Consider the following 20,317-nt stretch of genomic DNA (forward strand, 5'->3'; position numbering starts at 1 on the left):
TTATAGATAAATATAGATTGGAATTTTATATTTTTTAAAGTATGATATTGATTTAGAAATAAATTTATTATGAATAAAATTTTGCATTATATTGAGTTTTTAAATGATTAAAGCAATTAAAACTTTACCTGTAGTATCGATAGGTAACTTAGATTCATATATCAGAGTAGCTAATTCTTGGCCTATGTTGTCTCTTAACGAAGAAAAATGTCTTGCTAAAAAATTATATTATCATGGTGATTTACATTCTGCAAAAAAATTGATTTTATCTCATTTAAGATTTGTAATTCATGTTTCTAGAAATTATTCAGGATATGGATTATTACAAGCAGATTTAATTCAAGAAGGAAATATTGGATTGATGAAATCAGTAAGAAGATTTAATCCAAACATGGGAGTTCGTTTGGTTTCATTTGCTGTGCATTGGATAAAGTCTGAAATACATGAATATGTATTACGAAATTGGCGTATTGTTAAGGTTGCAACTACTAAATCTCAGAGAAAATTGTTTTTTAATCTTAGAAAAACCAAAAAAAGATTGGGTTGGTTTAATGATTATGAAGTAGAATTAGTAGCTAGAGAATTAGGTGTGAAAAAAGAAGAAGTGAGAGAAATGGAATCTCGTATGTCTGCTCAGGACATAACAATAAACAATATTCATGAAGAGTATCGTGGAGAAAATAAGTTTATACATCATACTATTTCATATTTAAAAGATGATTTTTCTAATTTTGCAAGCGAATTAGAAGAAGATAATTGGGAAGCGCATGCTACTGATAAATTGACTAACGCTTTATCTAGTTTAGATGAACGTAGTCGTTACATTATTCATGCTAGATGGTTAGATAAAAATAATCATAAGGTAACTTTACGAGAAATTGCAAATAATTATGGTATATCTGCAGAAAGGGTTCGTCAATTAGAAAAAAATGCAATGAAAAAATTAAGAGTAGCTATAGAAACTTAATTTTAAATATTAAGTTGTTTAAGCTATTATAATAATAGCTATTTTATAATTTAATATTTTTAATAAAATTTATATTGTATGTGGTTTATTCCACTGTAACTGATTTTGCTAAATTTTTTGGCTGATCTATGTTTTTTCTTTTCATTACGGCAATATAATATGCTAGCAGTTGTAATGGAATAGAATAAATAATGGGAGAAAATAGCATTTTTTCACACGGTAAGCGTGTAATGTTAGCACAATTATTGTCGAATTTAGCACAATAATCTGAAAAGATATATAATATTCCTTTTCTACTATTTATTTCTGAAATATTTATTTTAACTTTATTTATTAAATGATCATTTGGAGCTATAACAATTACCGGAGTAGAAGAATTAATTAAAGCTAATGGTCCGTGTTTTAATTCTCCAGCTGAATATGCTTCTGCATGAATATATGAAATTTCCTTTAATTTTAATGCTCCTTCCATAGCTAGTGGATAATGGTTTCCTCTACCTATAAAAATTATATTTTTTTTTCGAAATAGCTTAGTAGCTATTTTTTGAATTACATGGTCGCATTTTAATATTTTTGAAATATTCTCTGGAAGTTTAGTAAGTATATTTGATATTTTTGTTTCTAAATTATCATTATTTGTTTTTATACTGCTAATTTTAGCTGTTATCATAAGTAAAATAGTAAGTTGACTAGTAAATGATTTTGTAGAAGCTACGCTAATTTCTATACCAGCATGTGTTAATATAAAAAAATCAGATTCATTGACTAAAGAAGAATTTTCAGAATTACATATTACTAGAGATCCTAAATATTTGTGTTGTTTTGATATTTTTAATGCTGTAATTAAATCTGCTGTTTCTCCTGATTGCGATAGAATTAACAATAAGCTATTTTTTTTTACCACAAATTCTCTATAACAAAATTCAGAAGCTATTTCTACATCACAAGATATTTTAGATAATGATTCAAACCAGTATTTTGATATCATTCCAGCATTGTAAGATGTTCCACAGGCTATTATGTTTATATGTTCGATTTTCGGTAGTAATATATAAAAATCATTTTTTAATTCTTCAAAAATTATTTTTTTGTTTTTAGTTATTCTATTTTGAATAATGTTTTTAATTATAGTAGGTTGTTCATATATTTCTTTTTGCATGTAATGTTGGAAATTTCCTTTTGTTATAGAATTTAGTTTAAGATTAGATGTTATTGTATTTCTTTGTGTTAAACAGTCATTTTTATCAAAAATAGTAACTTTATTGTAAGTTAGTATTGCAATGTCACCTTCATATAAATTAATAAAGTTACTTGTTATAGTAATTAAAGATAGTTGATCAGAAGCTATAAAGTTTTCTTGGTTTCCTAATCCAATGAGTAAAGGACTTCCAGATTTAAGTGCAAATAAGGTATTTGGATTGTGACAATCCATAATTACTATACTATAGTTACCTATTAGAATTTGTTTAATTTTTTTAATAATGTGTAATAAATTTTTTTTATATTTTTTTTGTTTGTAATGAATTAAATGAGCAATTACTTCTGTATCTGTATCTGATGTAAATATGTATCCGAGTTTTTTTAGTTTAGTTTTTATATTTTTATAATTTTCAATTGTTCCATTATGTACAATTGAAATATTTTTAGAAACATGTGGATGTGCATTTTTTTTTGAAGAAATACCGTGTGTTGCCCATCTAGTGTGAGCAATTCCTATTTTTCCTATTAGATTTTTTTTATTTTTTATTAAATAAATTATATTTTTTACTGGTCCTGTGGATCTAAAGCGTATTATTTTATTTTTTTTGTTTAAAATTGCTAATCCAGAAGAATCATATCCTCTATATTCTAATTTTCTCATACCCTTTATAAGAATATTTATGATATTTTTTTGTGAGATTCCAGCAATTATTCCACACATTTTAATGTTAATCTCTTAATTTTAAAGTTAAAATTTTTAAATTTTTTTATTTATTTGTTTTTTTTTATTATAAACTAAACTTGATTCGTTAACACTTTTTAGTACTGTAGTTCCTGCCGCAATAATTGTTTTTTTTTCGATGTTGATAGGTGCAATTAATTGTGTATTAGATCCTATAAATACATCATCACCTATAATAGTATTTAATTTTTCTTTTCCATTATAATTACAAGTTATTGTTCCTGCTCCTATATTTACATTTTTTCCCATGGTTGTGTTTCCAATATAACTAAAATGTTTTGCTTTAGAATTATTTCCTATAATTGTTTGTTTTATTTCTACAAAATTTCCTATATGTGTGTTATTTTTTAATATAGTTCCATTTTGAAGATGAGAAAATGGTCCTGCAATACAATGATTAGAAATGATTGTTTTTTCAATAATTGTATAAGATTTTATATGACAATAATCTCCAATAATACTATTTTTTATAATGCATCCAGATTCAATTTTTACTGAATTTCCTATTTGAACTGTTCCTTCTAAAATTACTTCATTATCGATTTCTATATTAGTTCCGTGTTTCAGAGTACCTCTTAAACTAAAGTTAGATATATTATTAATTTTAACTCCAGAAAGTAATAGTTTTTTGGCTTGTTTTTTTTGATACGTTTTTTCTGCATAGTATAATTGTAAAAGGTTATTTATTCCTTGTATTTCATTGTTATCTATAGGATGGACTGAATTAATTATATAATTTTCTTTGTTGGCTAATTTTATAACATCTGTTATATAAAATTCTTTTTGGTTATTATTAGCATTTATTTTTATTATCCATTTTTTTAAGTTTTCTGAAGAGATGACAAATACTCCTGAATTTATTTCTTTTATGTTAAGTTGATTTTTAGTTGCATCTTTATATTCTATTATTTTTATAATTTTTTTATTTTTTCTGATTATCCTACCATATTCGTTTGGAATTTTTAGTTTTGCAGTTAACAATGTAATACTAGATTGTTTTTTTTTAGTTAACATTTTTTTTATAGATTTTTTTGATATTAATGGAACATCACCGTATAGAATGAGTATATTTTCGTAATCATTATAATTATTAATAACTTGTTTTATAGCATAACCAGTGCCTAGTATTTTTTTTTGTTTTATCCAGATAATATTACTATTTTGTTTAATAATATTAAATTGTTCATATTTTTCATTGTAAATTACAGTAACATTATTTGGATGAAGAGAGTTTGCTAAGTCTATTACGTGTTGAAGAATTGGTTTTCCTCCTAATAAATGTAGTAGTTTTGGATAATTAAAGTTCATTCTTGTTCCTTGTCCAGCTGCTAGAATTATTATATTGAGAATAGTGTCATGATTCATAATTTTAGTTCCTAAAAATTTTTATGTTATTTTTTTTGGACTGTTGTATTATATTTGTGTATATTTTATTAAAGATGATGTAGTTTGTAAAATTTATGTTTTATAAATTATCATTATTTTATATTTTTAATAGACGAATTAGTTATGAATATTAACAAATTGTTTTTTATAAAATATTTTATAATTTAAATTTATTTTTAAAATAATTTTAGTTTATGATAGCAAATATTATTGAAAAAATATTTATGTATTGTATATTATATTTGAGAATTTACTTATGTTTTATATTGTTGTATCGGATTTAGATGGAACACTATTATCACCTGAATTTAATTTAACTGAATATACTAAAAGAATCATTCGTAAATTGGTAAATAAAGGTATTTATTTTGTTATTTCTACAGGTCGTCATTATAAAGAAGCTATTAAAATTAAAAATAATTTAAATATTTCATGTTTTTTGATTACTTCAAATGGAGCTAGAATTTATAATTTAAAAAATAAATTAATATATAGCTGTGATATAGATAGTAAAATAGTTCAAGGTATAATTAATAAATATTTTTTAGATAAAGAAGTTTCTATTCAATTATATACGCATGAAAATTGGTATATCAATAAGGAAAATTATAAAGTACCTTTATCATATTTTTTATCTTCGTTTAGAAGTAAAAAATTAGAGTTAAAACATTTATCTAAAAAAAATGTTAGCAAAATATTTTTTGTATGTAAAAATTTAGATAAATTATTATTTATTAGAAAGGATATTTTAAATAATTGGAATGATTTTTTAAGTTTAAGCTTTTCTTCTCAAGTATGTTTAGAAGTGATGTCAAAATTTGTTTCTAAAGGATATGCATTAAAATATATAACAAACATATTAGGATTGACGTTAAAAGATTGTATTTCATTTGGTGATGGAGAAAATGATAAGGAAATGTTAGAGATTTCTGGAAAGGGTTGTATTGTGTATAACGGATGTGATATTTTAAAAAATTCTCTTCCTAATTTAGAAATAATTGGGAGTAATAAACATGATTCTGTTGCAGAATATTTAAATGATGTTTATAGTTTGAATAAGTGAATTATTTTTAATTAATATTGATTTTGTATATATATTTTTTTACATATAAAAAAATTTAATTTGTTGTTGAATAGGTTAAATTATGTAATTATTGATGTTGAATGATAAATTATTTTATGTAGGATTTATGTCACAATGATTAAAAATCATATATTAGGTTTTCCAAGAATTGGATTATTTAGAGAATTAAAAATAGCTCAGGAAAAATATTGGTCTAAAAAAATTTCTGTAGAAGAGCTGTTATCAGTGGGAACTATGTTGAGAAGAAGACACTGGCAACAACAGGTAGAATCAGGAATTAATTTTGTATCTGTTGGTGATTTTGCATGGTATGATCATGTATTGGGTATGAGTTTAACATTAGGAAATATACCCAAGAGACATAGAAATAGTGATAATTCAGTAACATTAGATACTTTATTTCGTATTGCTCGTGGTTCAGAAATATCTGGAACATCTATATCAGCTTCAGAAATGACTAAGTGGTTTAATACTAATTATCATTATATTGTTCCTGAATTCAGTCTAGATTCTAAATTTTATTTCTTATGGAAACAAATATTGGATGAAGTGGATGAAGCATTATCATTAGGATATATGGTTAAACCAGTGATTTTAGGTCCATTAACTTATTTATGGTTAGGTAAAGTAAAAGGAAAATTATTTGATCGATTAGATTGTTTAAAAGATATAATTCCTATATATCAGAATATTTTATTAGAATTTCATAATAGAAAAATTCCTTGGGTACAAATTGATGAACCTATTTTAACTTTGGATTTGCCAACAAAATGGAAGAATGCTTTTTTCTATGCGTATGATAGTTTATATGGATATAGTAAAATATTATTAACTACATATTTTGGAGATGTACAACATAATTTTTCTGTCATTTTGAATTTACCTATTCAGGGTATACATTTAGATTTGATTTATGGTAATTATGATTTAAATTCTTTGCATTCTATTGTTCCTGAAAAATGGTTAATATCTTTCGGGATAATAAATGGAAGAAATATTTGGAAATCTGATTTAATTTTTTGGTTTAACAAATTAAAATCATTTTCTAAAATTCATAGTTTTTTATGGATTGGAAGTTCTTGTTCTTTATTACATGTTCCTATTGATGTTCAAATTGAAAAAAGTATTTGTTTAGAAATAAAGAATTGGTTATCGTTTGCATTACAAAAATGTCATGAATTGAAATTGTTATGTGATGCATTAAATAGTAATAGTGACATTCCTACAGAAGAAATTAAGTATTGGAGTCAATGTATTTATTCTCGAAAAAAATCTATTTTAGTAAACAATTATAATGTTCAAAAAAATGTTGAATTAATTTCATCTTATGATTTAGAAAGAAAAGAAGTCTTTTCTACGAGAGTAAAAAAACAAAAAAAATGTTTAAATTTACCTATTTTGCCTACTACTACTATTGGTTCATTTCCTCAAACTAAATCAATTAGAACAGTTCGTCGAGATTTTAAAAATAGGATTATAACTAAAAATCAATATGAATTTAAGATTTTAGAATATATAAAAGATGCTATTTCTAGACAAGAAGAGTTAGGAATTGATGTATTAGTACATGGAGAATTTGAACGTAGTGATATGGTTGAATATTTTGGTGAACATTTAGATGGTTTTGCTTTTACCAATAATGGATGGGTTCAAAGTTATGGATCAAGATGTGTAAAGCCTCCAATAATTATTGGTGATATTAGCCGAATTAGGCCTATTAGTGTTTATTGGATTAAATATGCTCAATCTTTAACTGCAAAACCTGTAAAAGGAATGTTAACTGGACCGGTAACAATTTTATTATGGTCTTTTTGTAGAGAAGATTTATCTTATGAAATTATTTCTAAGCAAATAGCATTAGCTTTACGTGAAGAAGTTTTAGATCTAGAAAGATCTGGTATAAAAATTATTCAAATTGACGAACCTGCATTAAGAGAAGGATTACCACTTCGATTACAGTTTTGGAATAAATATTTATCTTGGGCAGTGAATTCATTTAAATTATGTTATTTTGGTATTGATAATTCTACTCAAATTCATACTCATATGTGTTATTGTGAATTTAACGATATTATGGATGCGATTTCATTATTGGATGTTGATGTAATTACTATTGAAACTTCACGTTCTGATATGGAATTATTAGAATTTTTTAAAAAATTCAGATATCCAAATGACATTGGCCCTGGTGTGTATGATATTCATTCTCCTAATATACCTCAAGTTAATTCAATTTTATTTTTATTAAAACAGGCTATGAAGTATATACCTATTGAGCGTCTATGGATCAATCCTGATTGTGGTTTAAAAACAAGAACATGGAAAGAAACTAGTGATTCTTTAAAGAATATGATTGAAGCAGCGAAAATTCTTAGGTATTGTTATAGTAAATCGCAATTTAAAAATAAAATATAATATATAAAAATAATAAAAAACGATGCTTTATATATAAGTATCGTTTTTCTTGTATAATTTTTTTATTTGTTTGTTTTTAAATAAATAAATCTTTTATTTTTATATATTGAAAATAAATTAATTTTTATAAAATATTTTAGTAAAAATATAGAATTTTTGTATTAAGTAAAATATTTATAGATTTTAACATACACTTTAAAAAGATGAAAAAAAATGAGTTTTATATTTTAATGGAGTTAAAAGTATATGTATTATCGTAATATTTTTCGTATTATAGGAATTTTTGTTATTTTATTTTCTATTACTATGATTATTCCTATAATAATTTCTTTAATGTATATTGATAATTCGATACGACCGTTTTTTTTGGCATTTTTGATTATCTTTAGTATTGGTTTTGTATTATGGTTACCAAATAAAAACAAAAAAGTAGAATTGAATAATAGTGCGAATTTATTATTATCAGTATTATTTTGGATAGTTTTAGGAAGTTTAGGAGCTCTTCCATTTTTATTTTCAAAAGTATTAAATTTGTCCATAACTGATGCTTTTTTTGAGTCTTTTTCTGGATTTACTACTACTGGAGCTACTATTCTTGTTGGTTTAGATTATTTACCTAAATCAATTTTATTTTATCGGCAAATGTTACAGTGGTTGGGTGGTATTGGAATTATATCGTTAGCAGTAATTGTTTGTCCTCTTTTAAATTTTAAAGGAGCACAATTATATCGTTTTAAAATGTTACATATTATCCAAAAAAATCAAGTTATATCTATTAAAACTTCAGAAATTTCAAAGAAATTTTTATTCATATATATTTTTTTAACTATTATTTGTACTATATCTTTATGGATATCAGGAATGTCTTTTTTTGATGCTGTTAGTCATAGTTTTTCTACAGTGTCTGTAGGAGGATTTTCTACTCATGATGCTAGTATTAGTTATTTTCATAGTTTGAAAATTAACTTTGTAGTTTATTTTTTTTTATTTTTATCATCTCTTAATTATTCATTACATTTTTTATTTTTAAGTGGAAGAAGTATTTTCATATATTGGAGTGATTTAGAATGTCGAGTTTTTATAATTTTTCAGTTGTTTTTATTATGTTTGTCTATTTTTTTATTATTTAATTCTATGATTGTATCTGAAAATTTTATATTTAATTCTTTTTTTCAACTTTTTTCCTGGTTTACCACTGCTGGTTTTTCTATAATTAGCATATTAAATTGGCCTGAAAATGTTTTTATATTATTATTTTTTTTTGTGTTTATAGGTGGATGTTCTGGTTCCATTAGTGGTGGTTTTAAAATAATTCGTTTTTTATTGTCTTTTAAGAAATCTTCTTATAAGTTAAATTATTTAGTAAATCCATACACTTTATATAATGTTAAAATTAATAATGAAATTATATCTACTCGTTTTTTAGGTTCGGTATTATGTTTTTTTTTTATTTTGTGATATTTTTAGTTAGTACGTTGCTTCTTGTATTATCTGGATGTGACTTATTTTCTTCTTTTTCAGCTGTGTTATCTACATTAAGTAATTTAGGAATTGGTTTTGGTTTAGCTTCAGATAATTATATGTTATCAAATATATTTTCTAAATGGATATTAATTTTTACGATGTTGTTTGGAAGATTAGAACTATTTGCTTTATTAGTTTTATTAATTCCATTTTTTTGGAAAGAATAATTGTTAGATTTATTTATATAATATTTATTTAAAATTGTATTTTTAGGTGTTTTTTTATTAGTGTTTAAAATATCTTGATTTAGTAAATATCATAGAAATTTTATGTTGATTCACGGAGTGTATTATTTTTTTATCCTGAATAGATCCACCAGGTTGAATAATACACGATATTTTTTTGTTAGATATTAATTCGATGCTATCTTTAAAAGGAAAAAAAGCATCTGAAGCTAATATTGTATTTTTTAATGAAAGGCTATTATTAGTTTTATTAATTGCGATTTTTATTGCATCGATTCTACTAGTTTGTCCTGATCCTATAGTAATAGTAGTTTTATTTTTAACAAATACAACAGCATTAGATTTTAAGTGTTTTACTACTTTTAAAGCAAATTTAGCATCGTGAATTTCTTTTAAAGTGGGAATTTTTTTACTAACAATTTTCCATTTTTTTGTCTTTATAGTATTTTGTATATTGTTTTGAATTAAGAAATCTCCATATATGGATTTTATGTCTATGTGATAATATGAGTAATTATAATTTTTTAAGTATTGTATAACTCGTAAATTTGGTTTTTTATTAAGAGCTTTTTTTGCTTCATGTGTAAATTCAGGTGCTAAAATTATTTCTAAAAACTGTTTTTCTAGAATAGTTTGAGTGGTTTTTTCGTCTAATATAGTATTAAATGCAATAGTACCTCCAAAAGCTGAAATTGGATCTGTCTCATAAGCTAATAAATATGCGTTATAGTTATTTGAGGATGTTGAAATACCACATGGATTTCCATGTTTTAATATAACGCAAGTGAATTCTTTAAATTCTTGAATACATGACAGTGATGAATAAATATCTAATAAATTATTGTATGATAAAGTTTTTCCTTGTAGTTGTTGAATATTTAATTTTCCATAATTTTTATTTTGATCTGTAGTATACCATGCAGCTTGTTCTAATTTATTTTCTCCGTAATATAGGTCTTGTTTTTTTATAAGTTGAAGGGTTAAGTGAGTTGGAAGTGTTTTTTGAAATGGATTTATCGAAGTTGTATTGTTTTTTTTTTTGAAGTAGTGATAAATTTTTTCATCATAATGCATGACGTATTTTAGCGCTATAGTTGCAAAGTTTAGTTTAGTTTTATTGGTAATAATGTTATTATTTTTTGTCATCTCTTGTACAATAAATGAATATAATTTTGGTTTAACTATTACAAGTACGTTTTTATAATTTTTTGCAGCCGCTCTTACCATTGAAGGTCCTCCAATATCAATGTTTTCCATAGCGTTTTTAAAAATTAAATTTTTATTTTGTAAGTTGGTGCTAAATGGATAGAAATTCACTATTATCATATCCATTAAGATGATATTATTTTTTTTTATTATTTTTTTATCTTTTTCTGGTTGTGCTAATATACTAGCGTATATTTTATGATGTAAGGTTTTAATTCTACTATTCATGATTTCTGGACATTGAGTATAATGAGCAATTTTTATAACATTAATATTATTTTTTTTTAGTAATTTTGCTGTTCCAGAAGTAGCAAACAATTTTATATTTTTAGAAACTAGAGATTTAGCAAAATCTATTATTCCTGTAGTATTAGAAATACTGATTAGTGCATTTTTAATTTGTTTTGTATTTTGTATCATATTTTTATTTATATGGAATTATATGAAGTATAAAGTATAAAGTGTAAAGTATATTATGTGATTTATATTAAAATAAAATAATATAAGAAGTATTTTTTGTACTTCCTATATGTATGAGTATTCATGATTTAAACTTTTTTAATTGCAGTTTTTAAAGTTTTTCCTGAAATAAACACTGGTGTTTTTGTAGCTGATATGTGAATAGTTTGTCCAGTTTGTGGATTTCTTCCGATTCTAGCAGCTCTTTTGTTTACTTTAAAAGTACCAAAACCAACTAGTTGTACAGGATTTCCATTTTTTAGAGAGAATATAATTTCTTTTAGTATAGTTTCTAGTATGTTTTTGGTTTTAACTTTAGATAAGTTACTTTTTTCAGAAATTATGTTAATTAACTCTGATTTATTCATATTTTCCCCGTTTTTTAAATTGTATCCTTTTCATATAAAATTAATATTATATGAAAATACTAATTTTTTATTTTTGCTTATGTATAAATATATATCATATATTTTTATTGTAAAATTTTATACTTTATTTTTTAAATTTTTGAAAAATATATGTATCTAGTTATTAAAATAGTTCATGTAAATTTTTAATTTTGAGTAAATGTATTGATATATTTTTTTTAAATAATTGTATTATAAATATTTTCTTTGATATTAGTAAATTTGTTTTTTATAAATAATATGAAATTAAAATATCTATTTTGTTCAATATTTTTTTTGTGTGATGTGTTATATTTCAAATACAAATAAACATTTGTTAACAAATAGCAAATGTTTATTTGTAATTTTTATTATAATGTTGAATTTAATAATTCTGATAAATTTGCTGACGCTTCTTCAGCACTAATGGAAGCATGAGTGTTTTTTTCTTGTTTATTGTTTAGTTTTTTGTTTTTTAATCTTTTATTGTGATAAGTATATCCTGTACCGGCTGGAATTAAACGACCTACAATTACATTTTCTTTTAAACCTCTTAGTTCATCTTTTTTACCAGCAACTGATGATTCAGTTAATACTCTAGTAGTTTCTTGGAAAGATGCTGCAGAAATAAATGATTCTGTCGCTAGTGATGCTTTTGTAATTCCTAATAAGTTTCGAGAAAAAGTTGCTAGTTCTTTTCCGTTATTTTTAAGATTGTGATTAGATATTTTTATTCTAGAATATTCGACTTGTTCTCCTTCTAAAAATTCTGATTGTCCTGATTTAGTGATTGTAGCTTTTCTTAACATTTGTCTGACTATAATTTCGATGTGTTTATCATTAATTTTAACTCCTTGTAAGCGATAAACTTCTTGCACTTCATTGATGATATATTTAGTAACTGCTTGAACACCTCTTAATCTTAAGATATCGTGTGGAGATTCTGGACCGTCAGAGATTACGTCTCCTTTTTCTACTCGTTCTCCTTCAAAGACATTTAATTGTCTCCATTTAGGAATCATTTCTTCATATGGAGGATGGTTTTTACTGTATGAATTAATGATTAATCTTCGTTTTCCTTTGGTTTCTTTACCAAAAGAGATAAATCCACTAATTTCTGCTAAAATAGCCAATTCTTTAGGTTTTCTTGCTTCAAATAAATCGGCTACTCTTGGTAATCCACCTGTAATATCTTTTGTTCCTCCGGATTCTTGAGGTATTCTAGCTAATGTATCTCCGGAACGTATTTTACTAGTATTATTGACTTGAACAATAGACTTTCCAGGTAAAAAATATTGAGCTGGCATATCAGTTCCTGAAATTAATACTTTGTTGCCATTTTTATCAATAATTTTTAATGCTGGTCTCAGATCTTTTCCTAAAATAGTTCTTTCTGATGTATCTAAAACAACTATAGAAGTTAATCCTGTTAGTTCATCTGTTTGTTTTGTTATACTTTGTCCATCAATCATGTCAACAAATTTGATATATCCTGTTACCTCTGAAATAACTGGTATAGTATGTGGATCCCATTTTGCTATTATGTCTCCTGAGTGTACTGTTTCTTTATCTTGTTTTGCTATTATAGCTCCGTATGGTATTTTGTAACTTTCTTTAGTTCGATTAAATTCATCAAGAATTTTTAGTTCTACATTTCGTGATGTTATTACTATTTTTCCATCAGAATTGATTACAGATTTTTCGTTTTGTAGTTTAATTATTCCAGAGTTTTTGACTTGTATATTAGATTCTGCTGCTGCTCGGGAAGCTGCTCCTCCTATGTGAAATGTTCTCATAGTTAGTTGTGTTCCTGGTTCTCCTATAGATTGTGCTGCTATTACTCCAATAGCTTCTCCTTTACTTACTAGTTTGCCTCTTGCAAGATCTCTTCCGTAGCAATTAGCACATACACCAAAATGAGTATTACAATTGACTACAGATCTTACTTTTATATTGTCTATGGAATTTTTTTCTAGAATTTTACACCATTGTTCGTTTAATAGTGTATTTCTGGGTATTAATATATTTTTAGAATGGGGTTGTATAATATTTTCTGCTGTTACTCTTCCAAGAACTTTTTCTCGCAGCGGTTCTTTTATATCTCCTCCTTCTATTACAGATGTCATAATTATGCCTTCTTGGGTAAGACAATCATGTTCTGTTACTACTAAATCTTGTGCAACGTCTACTAATCTACGTGTTAAATATCCAGAGTTAGCAGTTTTTAATGCTGTATCTGCTAATCCTTTTCTAGCACCGTGTGTAGAAATAAAGTATTGTAGTATATTTAAACCTTCTCTAAAGTTTGCAGTAATGGGAGTTTCTATAATTGATCCGTCTGGTTTAGCCATTAAACCTCTCATTCCAGCTAATTGTCTAATTTGTGCTGCTGATCCTCTGGCACCTGAATCAGCCATCATGAATATGCTATTAAAAGAAATTTGTTTTTCTTGATTACCATGTTTATTTTTTATAAGTTCTGTAGAGAGATTTTTCATCATAGATGTTGAAATTCTTTCGTTAGCTGCAGCCCAAATATCAATAACTTTGTTGTATCTTTCTCCTGATGTTACGAGTCCAGATTGAAATTGTTCTTGTATTTCTGATACTTCTATTTCAGTTTCAGTAATAATTTCTGATTTTTCTTTGGGTATTTCCATATCATCAATACCTACAGATGAACCTGACTGTGCAGCATAAGCAAAACCGGTATACATAATTTGATCCGCTAAGTACACTGTAGATTTTAATCCTAATATTCTGTAACAAGTATTAAGAAGTTCTGAAATGGATTTTTTTCTTAATATTTGATTAACCATCGAAAAAGGCAATCCTTTTGGAACGATCATCCATAGTATTGCTCTACCTATGGTAGTATTTTCTATTTTAGTAAATTTTTGAAATTTTTTTTCATCAATTTTAATGTATTGGGTAATTTTTATTTTTACTGAGGCATGTAATTCGGCAAATCCCATATTGTAAATTTTTTCAGCTTCCTTTGGATTAGTCAAAATCATTCCTTCACCCTTAGCATTTATTTTTTTTCTGGTCATATAATATAAACCTAATACTACATCTTGCGAAGGAACAATAATAGGTTCTCCGTTAGCAGGAGATAAAATATTATTTGTTGACATCATAAGTGATTTTGCTTCATTTTGAGCTTCTTTAGTTAGTGGAACATGTACAGCCATTTGATCACCGTCAAAATCTGCATTGTATGCGGCACAAACTAGAGGATGTAATTGAATAGCTTTTCCTTCAATTAAAATGGGTTGAAATGCTTGAATACCTAATCGATGTAAAGTAGGAGCTCGATTTAGCAATACAGGATGTTTTTGAATTACTTCATCTAGAATATCCCATACAATAGGTTCTTCTCTTTCTACCATTTTTTTAGCAGATTTTATGGTAGTTGCTAGTCCTTTTTTTTCTAATTTTCCATAAATAAATGGTTTAAATAGTTCTAGAGCCATTTTTTTTGGAAGCCCACATTGATGTAATTGTAAATATGGACCAACTGTAATAACTGATCTTCCAGAATAATCTACTCTTTTACCTAATAAATTTTGTCTAAATCGACCTTGTTTTCCTTTTATCATATCAGCTAAAGATTTTAAAGGTCTTTTATTTGAACCGGTTATGGCTCTTCCTCGTCTTCCATTATCTAAAAGAGCATCTATTGCTTCTTGTAGCATTCTTTTTTCGTTTCTTACAATAATATCAGGTGCTGATAATTCTAAAAGTCTTTTTAATCTATTATTTCTGTTAATTACGCGTCGATATAGATCATTAAGATCAGATGTAGCAAAACGCCCTCCATCTAAAGGAACTAATGGTCTTAAATCTGGAGGTAAAATAGGAAGTACTGTTAAAATCATCCATTCTGGTTTGTTTCCTGAATTAATAAAAGATTCTAACAATTTAATGCGTTTTGTAAATTTTTTTCTTTTAGTTTCTGAATTATTTTTTTTAAGTAATTTTTTTAATTGATTGCATTCCTGTAATAAGTTCATATTACTTAGTAATGATTGTATGGCTTCTGCACCCATTTGAGCATTGAATTCATCTCCAAACTTTTCTATCAAGTCTAAATATTGTTCTTCGCTAAGTACTTGATTTTTTTCTAAATTTGTAAGTCCTGGATTAGTTATTACATAGGATTCAAAATATAACACTCTTTCTATATCTCTTAATGGCATGTCCAATAATAATCCAATTCTTGATGGTAATGATTTTAAAAACCATATGTGTGCAATAGGTGTTGCTAATTCAATATGTCCCATTCTTTCTCTACGAACTTTACTTTGTGTGACTTCTACACCGCATTTTTCACAAATTACTCCACGATGTTTGAGACGTTTATATTTTCCACATAGACATTCATAATCTTTTATTGGTCCAAATATACGTGCACAAAATAATCCATCTCGTTCTGGTTTAAACGTACGATAATTTATAGTTTCTGGTTTTTTAACTTCTCCAAAAGACCATGATCGGATCATGTCAGGTGAAGCTAGTGCAATTTTTATTGCTTCAAATTCATCATTTTTGGTTTGTAATTTAAAATTTTTTAATAAATCTTTCACGAATCTATGACCTGCTAGATTGAATATTTAAAAATAAGGCAAAGTTAGTAAATATAAAATTTTTAATAAGTTTTTGAGTTTTATTAGTTTTCGTTTTCCAATTCTATATTAATAGCTAGTGATCTAATTTCTTTTAGTAATACATTAAATGATTCTGGCATTCCTGGTTCCATCTTATAATTCCCGTCAACTATATTTTTGTACATCTTAGTTCTTCCATTTACATCATCTGATTTTACTGTCAACATTTCTTGTAAGGTATGTGCTGCTCCATACGCTTCTAACGCCCACACTTCCATTTCTCCAAAACGTTGTCCTCCAAATTGTGCTTTACCTCCTAATGGTTGTTGTGTGACTAAACTATATGATCCTGTAGACCTAGCATGCATTTTATCGTCTACTAAATGATTTAATTTAAGCATATACATATAACCTACAGTTACTGGTCTTTCGAATTTTTCTCCAGTTCTGCCATCAAACAGATTTATTTGTCCAGACGAAGGTAAATTTGCTAATTTTAATAATTCTTTGATTTCATTTTCTTTAACTCCATCAAAAACAGGTGTAGCAATTGGTAGTCCATTTTTTAAGTTTTTAGCTAAACAAAGTATTTCTTCGTTAGAAAAAGTATCTAGGTTTATTTTTTGAGTTATATTATCTCCTGTATCAAAAACTTTTTGTATAAAGTTTCGGATTTTTGAAATGGATTTTTGCTCTATTAACATATTATTAATCATATTTCCTATTTCTTTGGATGCTAAACCAAGATGAGTTTCTAAAATTTGTCCAATATTCATTCTAGAAGGTACTCCTAATGGATTTAGAACAATATCTACAGGAAGTCCATTTTGATCATAAGGCATGTCTTCTATTGGATTAATCTTTGAGATAACTCCTTTGTTGCCATGTCTTCCAGCCATTTTGTCACCTGGTTGAATTTGTCTTTTTACTGCTAAGTGGACTTTAACAATTTTTAATATTCCTGGTGCTAAGTCATCGCCCTGAGTAATTTTTTTGTGTTTTATTGCTAGCTTTTTCTTGAATTTTTTTTGTAAATTTTCGTGTTGTAAAAATAGTTGTTTGAGTTGTTTTTGATGATTTTTATTTTTAATATTAATTTTAAGTAGTTTTAATTCTGATATGGTATTTAAGTTTTTGACATTTATTCCTAAATGGATTAGTATAGATTTTGCTTGAAGAAATAAATTTTGTTCAAAGATTTTTTGTTCTTCGGTGAAATCTTTTTTTACTGTTTGTAGTTGCATTTCTTCAATTTCTAGAGCTCTTTTATCTTTTTTCACTCCATCTCTGGTAAATATTTGTACATCAATTACTGTTCCTAACACTCCATTTGGTACTCTTAATGAAGAATCTTTGACATCGGACGCTTTTTCTCCAAAAATAGCTCTGAGTAATTTTTCTTCTGGAGTAAGTTGCGTTTCTCCTTTAGGAGTCACTTTACCAACCAAAATGTCTCCTCCATTAACTTCAGCTCCTATGTAAACAATCCCTGATTCGTCTAATTTAGATAATGCTGCTTCTCCTACATTAGGAATATCTGAAGTAATTTCTTCAGCTCCTAGTTTAGTATCTCTAGAAATACATGATAGTTCTTGAATATGAATTGTTGTAAAATGATCTTTTTGTACAATTTTTTCAGATATCAAAATAGAATCTTCAAAATTATATCCATGCCATGGCATGAAGGCTACTCTCATATTTTGTCCTAATGCTAGTTCTCCTAAGTCTGTTGATGGTCCATCAGCTAGTACATCTCCTTTTTTTACTATTTCTCCTAAAGAAATACATGGAATTTGATTAATACATGTATTTTGATTTGATCTTTTATATTTTGTTAAATTATAAATATCAATTTCGCTTTCTTCATGATTTATTTTATTTCTATCTGATTTTATAATAATTCTAGAAGCATCTACGTATTGAACTATTCCGCTTCTTTTTGCAATGACAGTAACTCCGGAATCTACTGCTACAGCTCGTTCCATTCCTGTTCCTACTAATGGTTTATCAGCACGTAAGGTTGGTACGGCTTGTCTTTGCATATTAGCTCCCATTAAAGCTCTATTAGCATCATCGTGTTCTAAAAAAGGAATTAAAGATGCTCCTACTGATACTATTTGTTGTGTAGATACATCCATATAATTTATTTGAATATTTTTAAATAGACTAGATTCTCCTTTATTTCTACAGACAATCAAATCGTCAATAAACGCTCCTGTATTGTCTAGATTTGTATTTGCTTGTGCAATAACGAAATTACCTTCTTCAATAGCAGATAGATATTCAATTTCTTGAGTGACTATTCCATTTTTTACTTTTCGATATGGTGTTTCTAAAAACCCGTATGAGTTTGTTCGTGCATATACTGACAGAGAATTTATTAATCCAATATTAGGACCTTCGGGAGTTTCTATAGGGCAGACTCTTCCGTAGTGTGTAGGATGTACATCACGCACTTCGAATCCAGCTCTTTCTCTAGTAAGGCCTCCTAACCCGAGTGCAGAAATACGACGTTTATGTGTAATTTCTGATAAAGGATTATTTTGATCCATAAATTGAGATAGTTGACTTGATCCAAAGAATTCTTTTATAGCAGCAGAAATAGGTTTTGCGTTTATCATATCTTGTGGTGTAAGCATGTCTAAATCACCTAAAGATAATCTATCTTTAACGGCACGTTCTACTCTTATAAGTCCTATTCTAAATTGATTTTCTGTCATTTCTCCTACGGATCGTATACGACGATTACCTAAGTGATCTATATCATCTATTTCTCCATAACCATTTCTTATGTCAATTAGTTTTTTAATTACATCAATTATATCTAATTTATTTAATGTACCAGGTCCTAAAATGTTATTTCTTCTTAGTGAACGATTAAATTTCATACGTCCTACAGACGAGAGATCATATCTTTCTTCAATAAAAAATAAGTTTTCAAACAAATTTTCTGCTGCTTCGCGTGTTGGTGGTTCACCCGGTCTCATCATGCGATAGATTTCTACTAATGCACTTAATTTATCGTGACTTGGATCGATATTGAGCGTATCAGAAATATATGGTCCGTGATCTAAATCATTTGTAAAGATTGTTTCTATTTCTTGATATTGATTGTTTTTTAATTTTAATAGAATATTGATACTTAATTTTGCATTAGCTGCTACAATAATTTCTTGAGTATTTTTATCTATATAATTTTTAGCTGATATTTTTCCTACTAGATATTCTAGTGGGACTTTAATAGTATTAATGTTTTTTTCTTTTAGTGCATTTATATGTCTTGCTGTGATTCGTTGTCCTTTTTTTATGTATGTTACATTATTTATACGTATATCGAAGGACGCAGTTTCACCTCTTAATCTATTGGGTATTAGTTTCATTAAAACTTCGTTTTTTAAAAATACAAAAACATTTTTTTTAAAAAATATATCTAAAATTTCTTCTGTATTATAATTTAAAGCTTTTAAAATAATACTTATGGGTAGTTTTCTTCGTCTATCAATTCGAAAGAATAAATTATCTTTTGGATCGAATTCGAAATCTAACCATGATCCTCTGTATGGAATAATTCTAGCATTGTATAAAATTTTTCCAGAAGAATGATTTTTTCCTTTATCACTATCGAAGAAAACTCCAGGACTTCTGTGTAACTGTGAAACAACTACTCTTTCTGTACCATTAATTATAAAAGTTCCATTAGCAGTCATTAAAGGAATTTCTCCCATATATACTTCTTGTTCTTTTATGTCTTTAATAGTAATTTCCGATGTGTCTTTGGCATAAATTATTAAGCGTAATTTTACTCGTAATGGAGAAGAATAAGTAATTCCTCGAGTTTGACATTCTTGTACATCAAAAACAGTATTTCCTAAATTATAACGGATATATTGTAGTTCTGAATTTCCATTGTAACTTCTAATTGGAAAGATAGATCTAAATGCTGCTTCTAATCCTATTTTTCCATTTGGATCATATTTAATAAATTTTTTAAATGAGTCAAGTTGAATAGCAAGAAGATAAGGTATGTCTAATATTTTTGGACGTTTTCCAAAATTTTTTCGAATTCTTTTTTTTTCGGTATAAGAGTAAATCATAAGACTCTCGATTTAGTTAATTAATAAAATTTTATTTATTTTTTTAACTATGAATAGTA

8 protein-coding genes and 2 pseudogenes are annotated in these 20,317 nt (G+C 26.3%); 4 read left to right on the forward strand and 6 right to left on the reverse strand.

Features of this window, described 5'->3' with window-relative positions; all coding sequences use genetic code 11:
* Positions 1–103: 103 nt before the first annotated feature.
* Complete coding sequence (gene rpoH, locus UAR70_00130) at positions 104–967, forward strand: RNA polymerase sigma factor RpoH (protein ID XBC39768.1); 864 nt, start codon at positions 104–106, stop codon at positions 965–967.
* Between the two features lie 85 nt (positions 968–1,052).
* Here the strand turns inward: rpoH and glmS are convergent, their stop codons facing one another.
* Positions 1,053–2,888 carry a glutamine--fructose-6-phosphate transaminase (isomerizing) gene (gene glmS, locus UAR70_00135; protein ID XBC39769.1) on the reverse strand — a complete coding sequence of 612 codons (1,836 nt, stop codon included), beginning with the start codon at positions 2,886–2,888 and terminating at the stop codon, positions 1,053–1,055.
* Positions 2,889–2,924: 36 nt separating this feature from the next.
* Complete coding sequence (gene glmU / locus UAR70_00140; protein XBC39770.1) at positions 2,925–4,274, reverse strand: bifunctional UDP-N-acetylglucosamine diphosphorylase/glucosamine-1-phosphate N-acetyltransferase GlmU; 1,350 nt, start codon at positions 4,272–4,274, stop codon at positions 2,925–2,927.
* Positions 4,275–4,551: 277 nt separating this feature from the next.
* Here glmU and UAR70_00145 point away from each other — a divergent pair, with 277 nt between their 5' ends.
* The 3 genes and pseudogenes from UAR70_00145 to UAR70_00155 all read left to right on the forward strand — a co-directional run bounded on the left by UAR70_00145 (position 4,552) and on the right by UAR70_00155 (position 9,485).
* Complete coding sequence (locus tag UAR70_00145) at positions 4,552–5,358, forward strand: Cof-type HAD-IIB family hydrolase (protein ID XBC39771.1); 807 nt, start codon at positions 4,552–4,554, stop codon at positions 5,356–5,358.
* Between the two features lie 135 nt (positions 5,359–5,493).
* The gene (gene metE / locus UAR70_00150) at positions 5,494–7,794 is read left to right on the forward strand and encodes a 5-methyltetrahydropteroyltriglutamate--homocysteine S-methyltransferase (GenBank protein ID XBC39772.1); all 2,301 of its coding nucleotides are present in this window, start codon (positions 5,494–5,496) and stop codon (positions 7,792–7,794) included.
* 246 nt (positions 7,795–8,040) lie between these two features.
* A pseudogene (locus tag UAR70_00155) lies at positions 8,041–9,485 on the forward strand (potassium transporter TrkG).
* Positions 9,486–9,542: 57 nt separating this feature from the next.
* Here UAR70_00155 and purH read toward each other — a convergent pair.
* From purH to rpoB, 4 genes and pseudogenes are all read right to left on the reverse strand, one after another.
* Positions 9,543–11,129: a bifunctional phosphoribosylaminoimidazolecarboxamide formyltransferase/IMP cyclohydrolase gene (purH, locus tag UAR70_00160; GenBank protein ID XBC39773.1), complete on the reverse strand. Its 1,587-nt coding sequence runs from the start codon at positions 11,127–11,129 to the stop codon at positions 9,543–9,545.
* Positions 11,130–11,257: 128 nt separating this feature from the next.
* Positions 11,258–11,539: pseudogene (locus UAR70_00165) on the reverse strand (HU family DNA-binding protein).
* Positions 11,540–11,925: 386 nt separating this feature from the next.
* The gene (rpoC, locus tag UAR70_00170; protein ID XBC39774.1) at positions 11,926–16,143 is read right to left on the reverse strand and encodes a DNA-directed RNA polymerase subunit beta'; all 4,218 of its coding nucleotides are present in this window, start codon (positions 16,141–16,143) and stop codon (positions 11,926–11,928) included.
* 83 nt (positions 16,144–16,226) lie between these two features.
* Entirely contained in the window at positions 16,227–20,258 is a 4,032-nt protein-coding gene (gene rpoB / locus UAR70_00175; protein XBC39775.1) for a DNA-directed RNA polymerase subunit beta, read from the reverse strand.
* Between the last annotated feature and the right edge of the window lie 59 nt (positions 20,259–20,317).

Origin of the sequence: Buchnera aphidicola (Chaetogeoica yunlongensis) (genome assembly GCA_039829965.1) — a bacterium.
Classification (GTDB): Bacteria; Pseudomonadota; Gammaproteobacteria; order Enterobacterales; family Enterobacteriaceae; genus Buchnera_B; species Buchnera_B aphidicola_BA.

Excerpts from the sequence above, each read along its gene's own strand:
- glmS (XBC39769.1), bottom strand. The coding sequence starts at position 2,888 with ATGTGTGGAATAATTGCTGGAATCTCACAAAAAAATATCATAAATATT.
- rpoH (XBC39768.1), top strand. The coding sequence starts at position 104 with ATGATTAAAGCAATTAAAACTTTACCTGTAGTATCGATAGGTAACTTA.
- metE (XBC39772.1), top strand. The coding sequence starts at position 5,494 with ATGATTAAAAATCATATATTAGGTTTTCCAAGAATTGGATTATTTAGA.
- glmU (XBC39770.1), bottom strand. The coding sequence starts at position 4,274 with ATGAATCATGACACTATTCTCAATATAATAATTCTAGCAGCTGGACAA.
- rpoB (XBC39775.1), bottom strand. The coding sequence starts at position 20,258 with ATGATTTACTCTTATACCGAAAAAAAAAGAATTCGAAAAAATTTTGGA.
- UAR70_00145 (XBC39771.1), top strand. The coding sequence starts at position 4,552 with ATGTTTTATATTGTTGTATCGGATTTAGATGGAACACTATTATCACCT.
- purH (XBC39773.1), bottom strand. The coding sequence starts at position 11,129 with ATGATACAAAATACAAAACAAATTAAAAATGCACTAATCAGTATTTCT.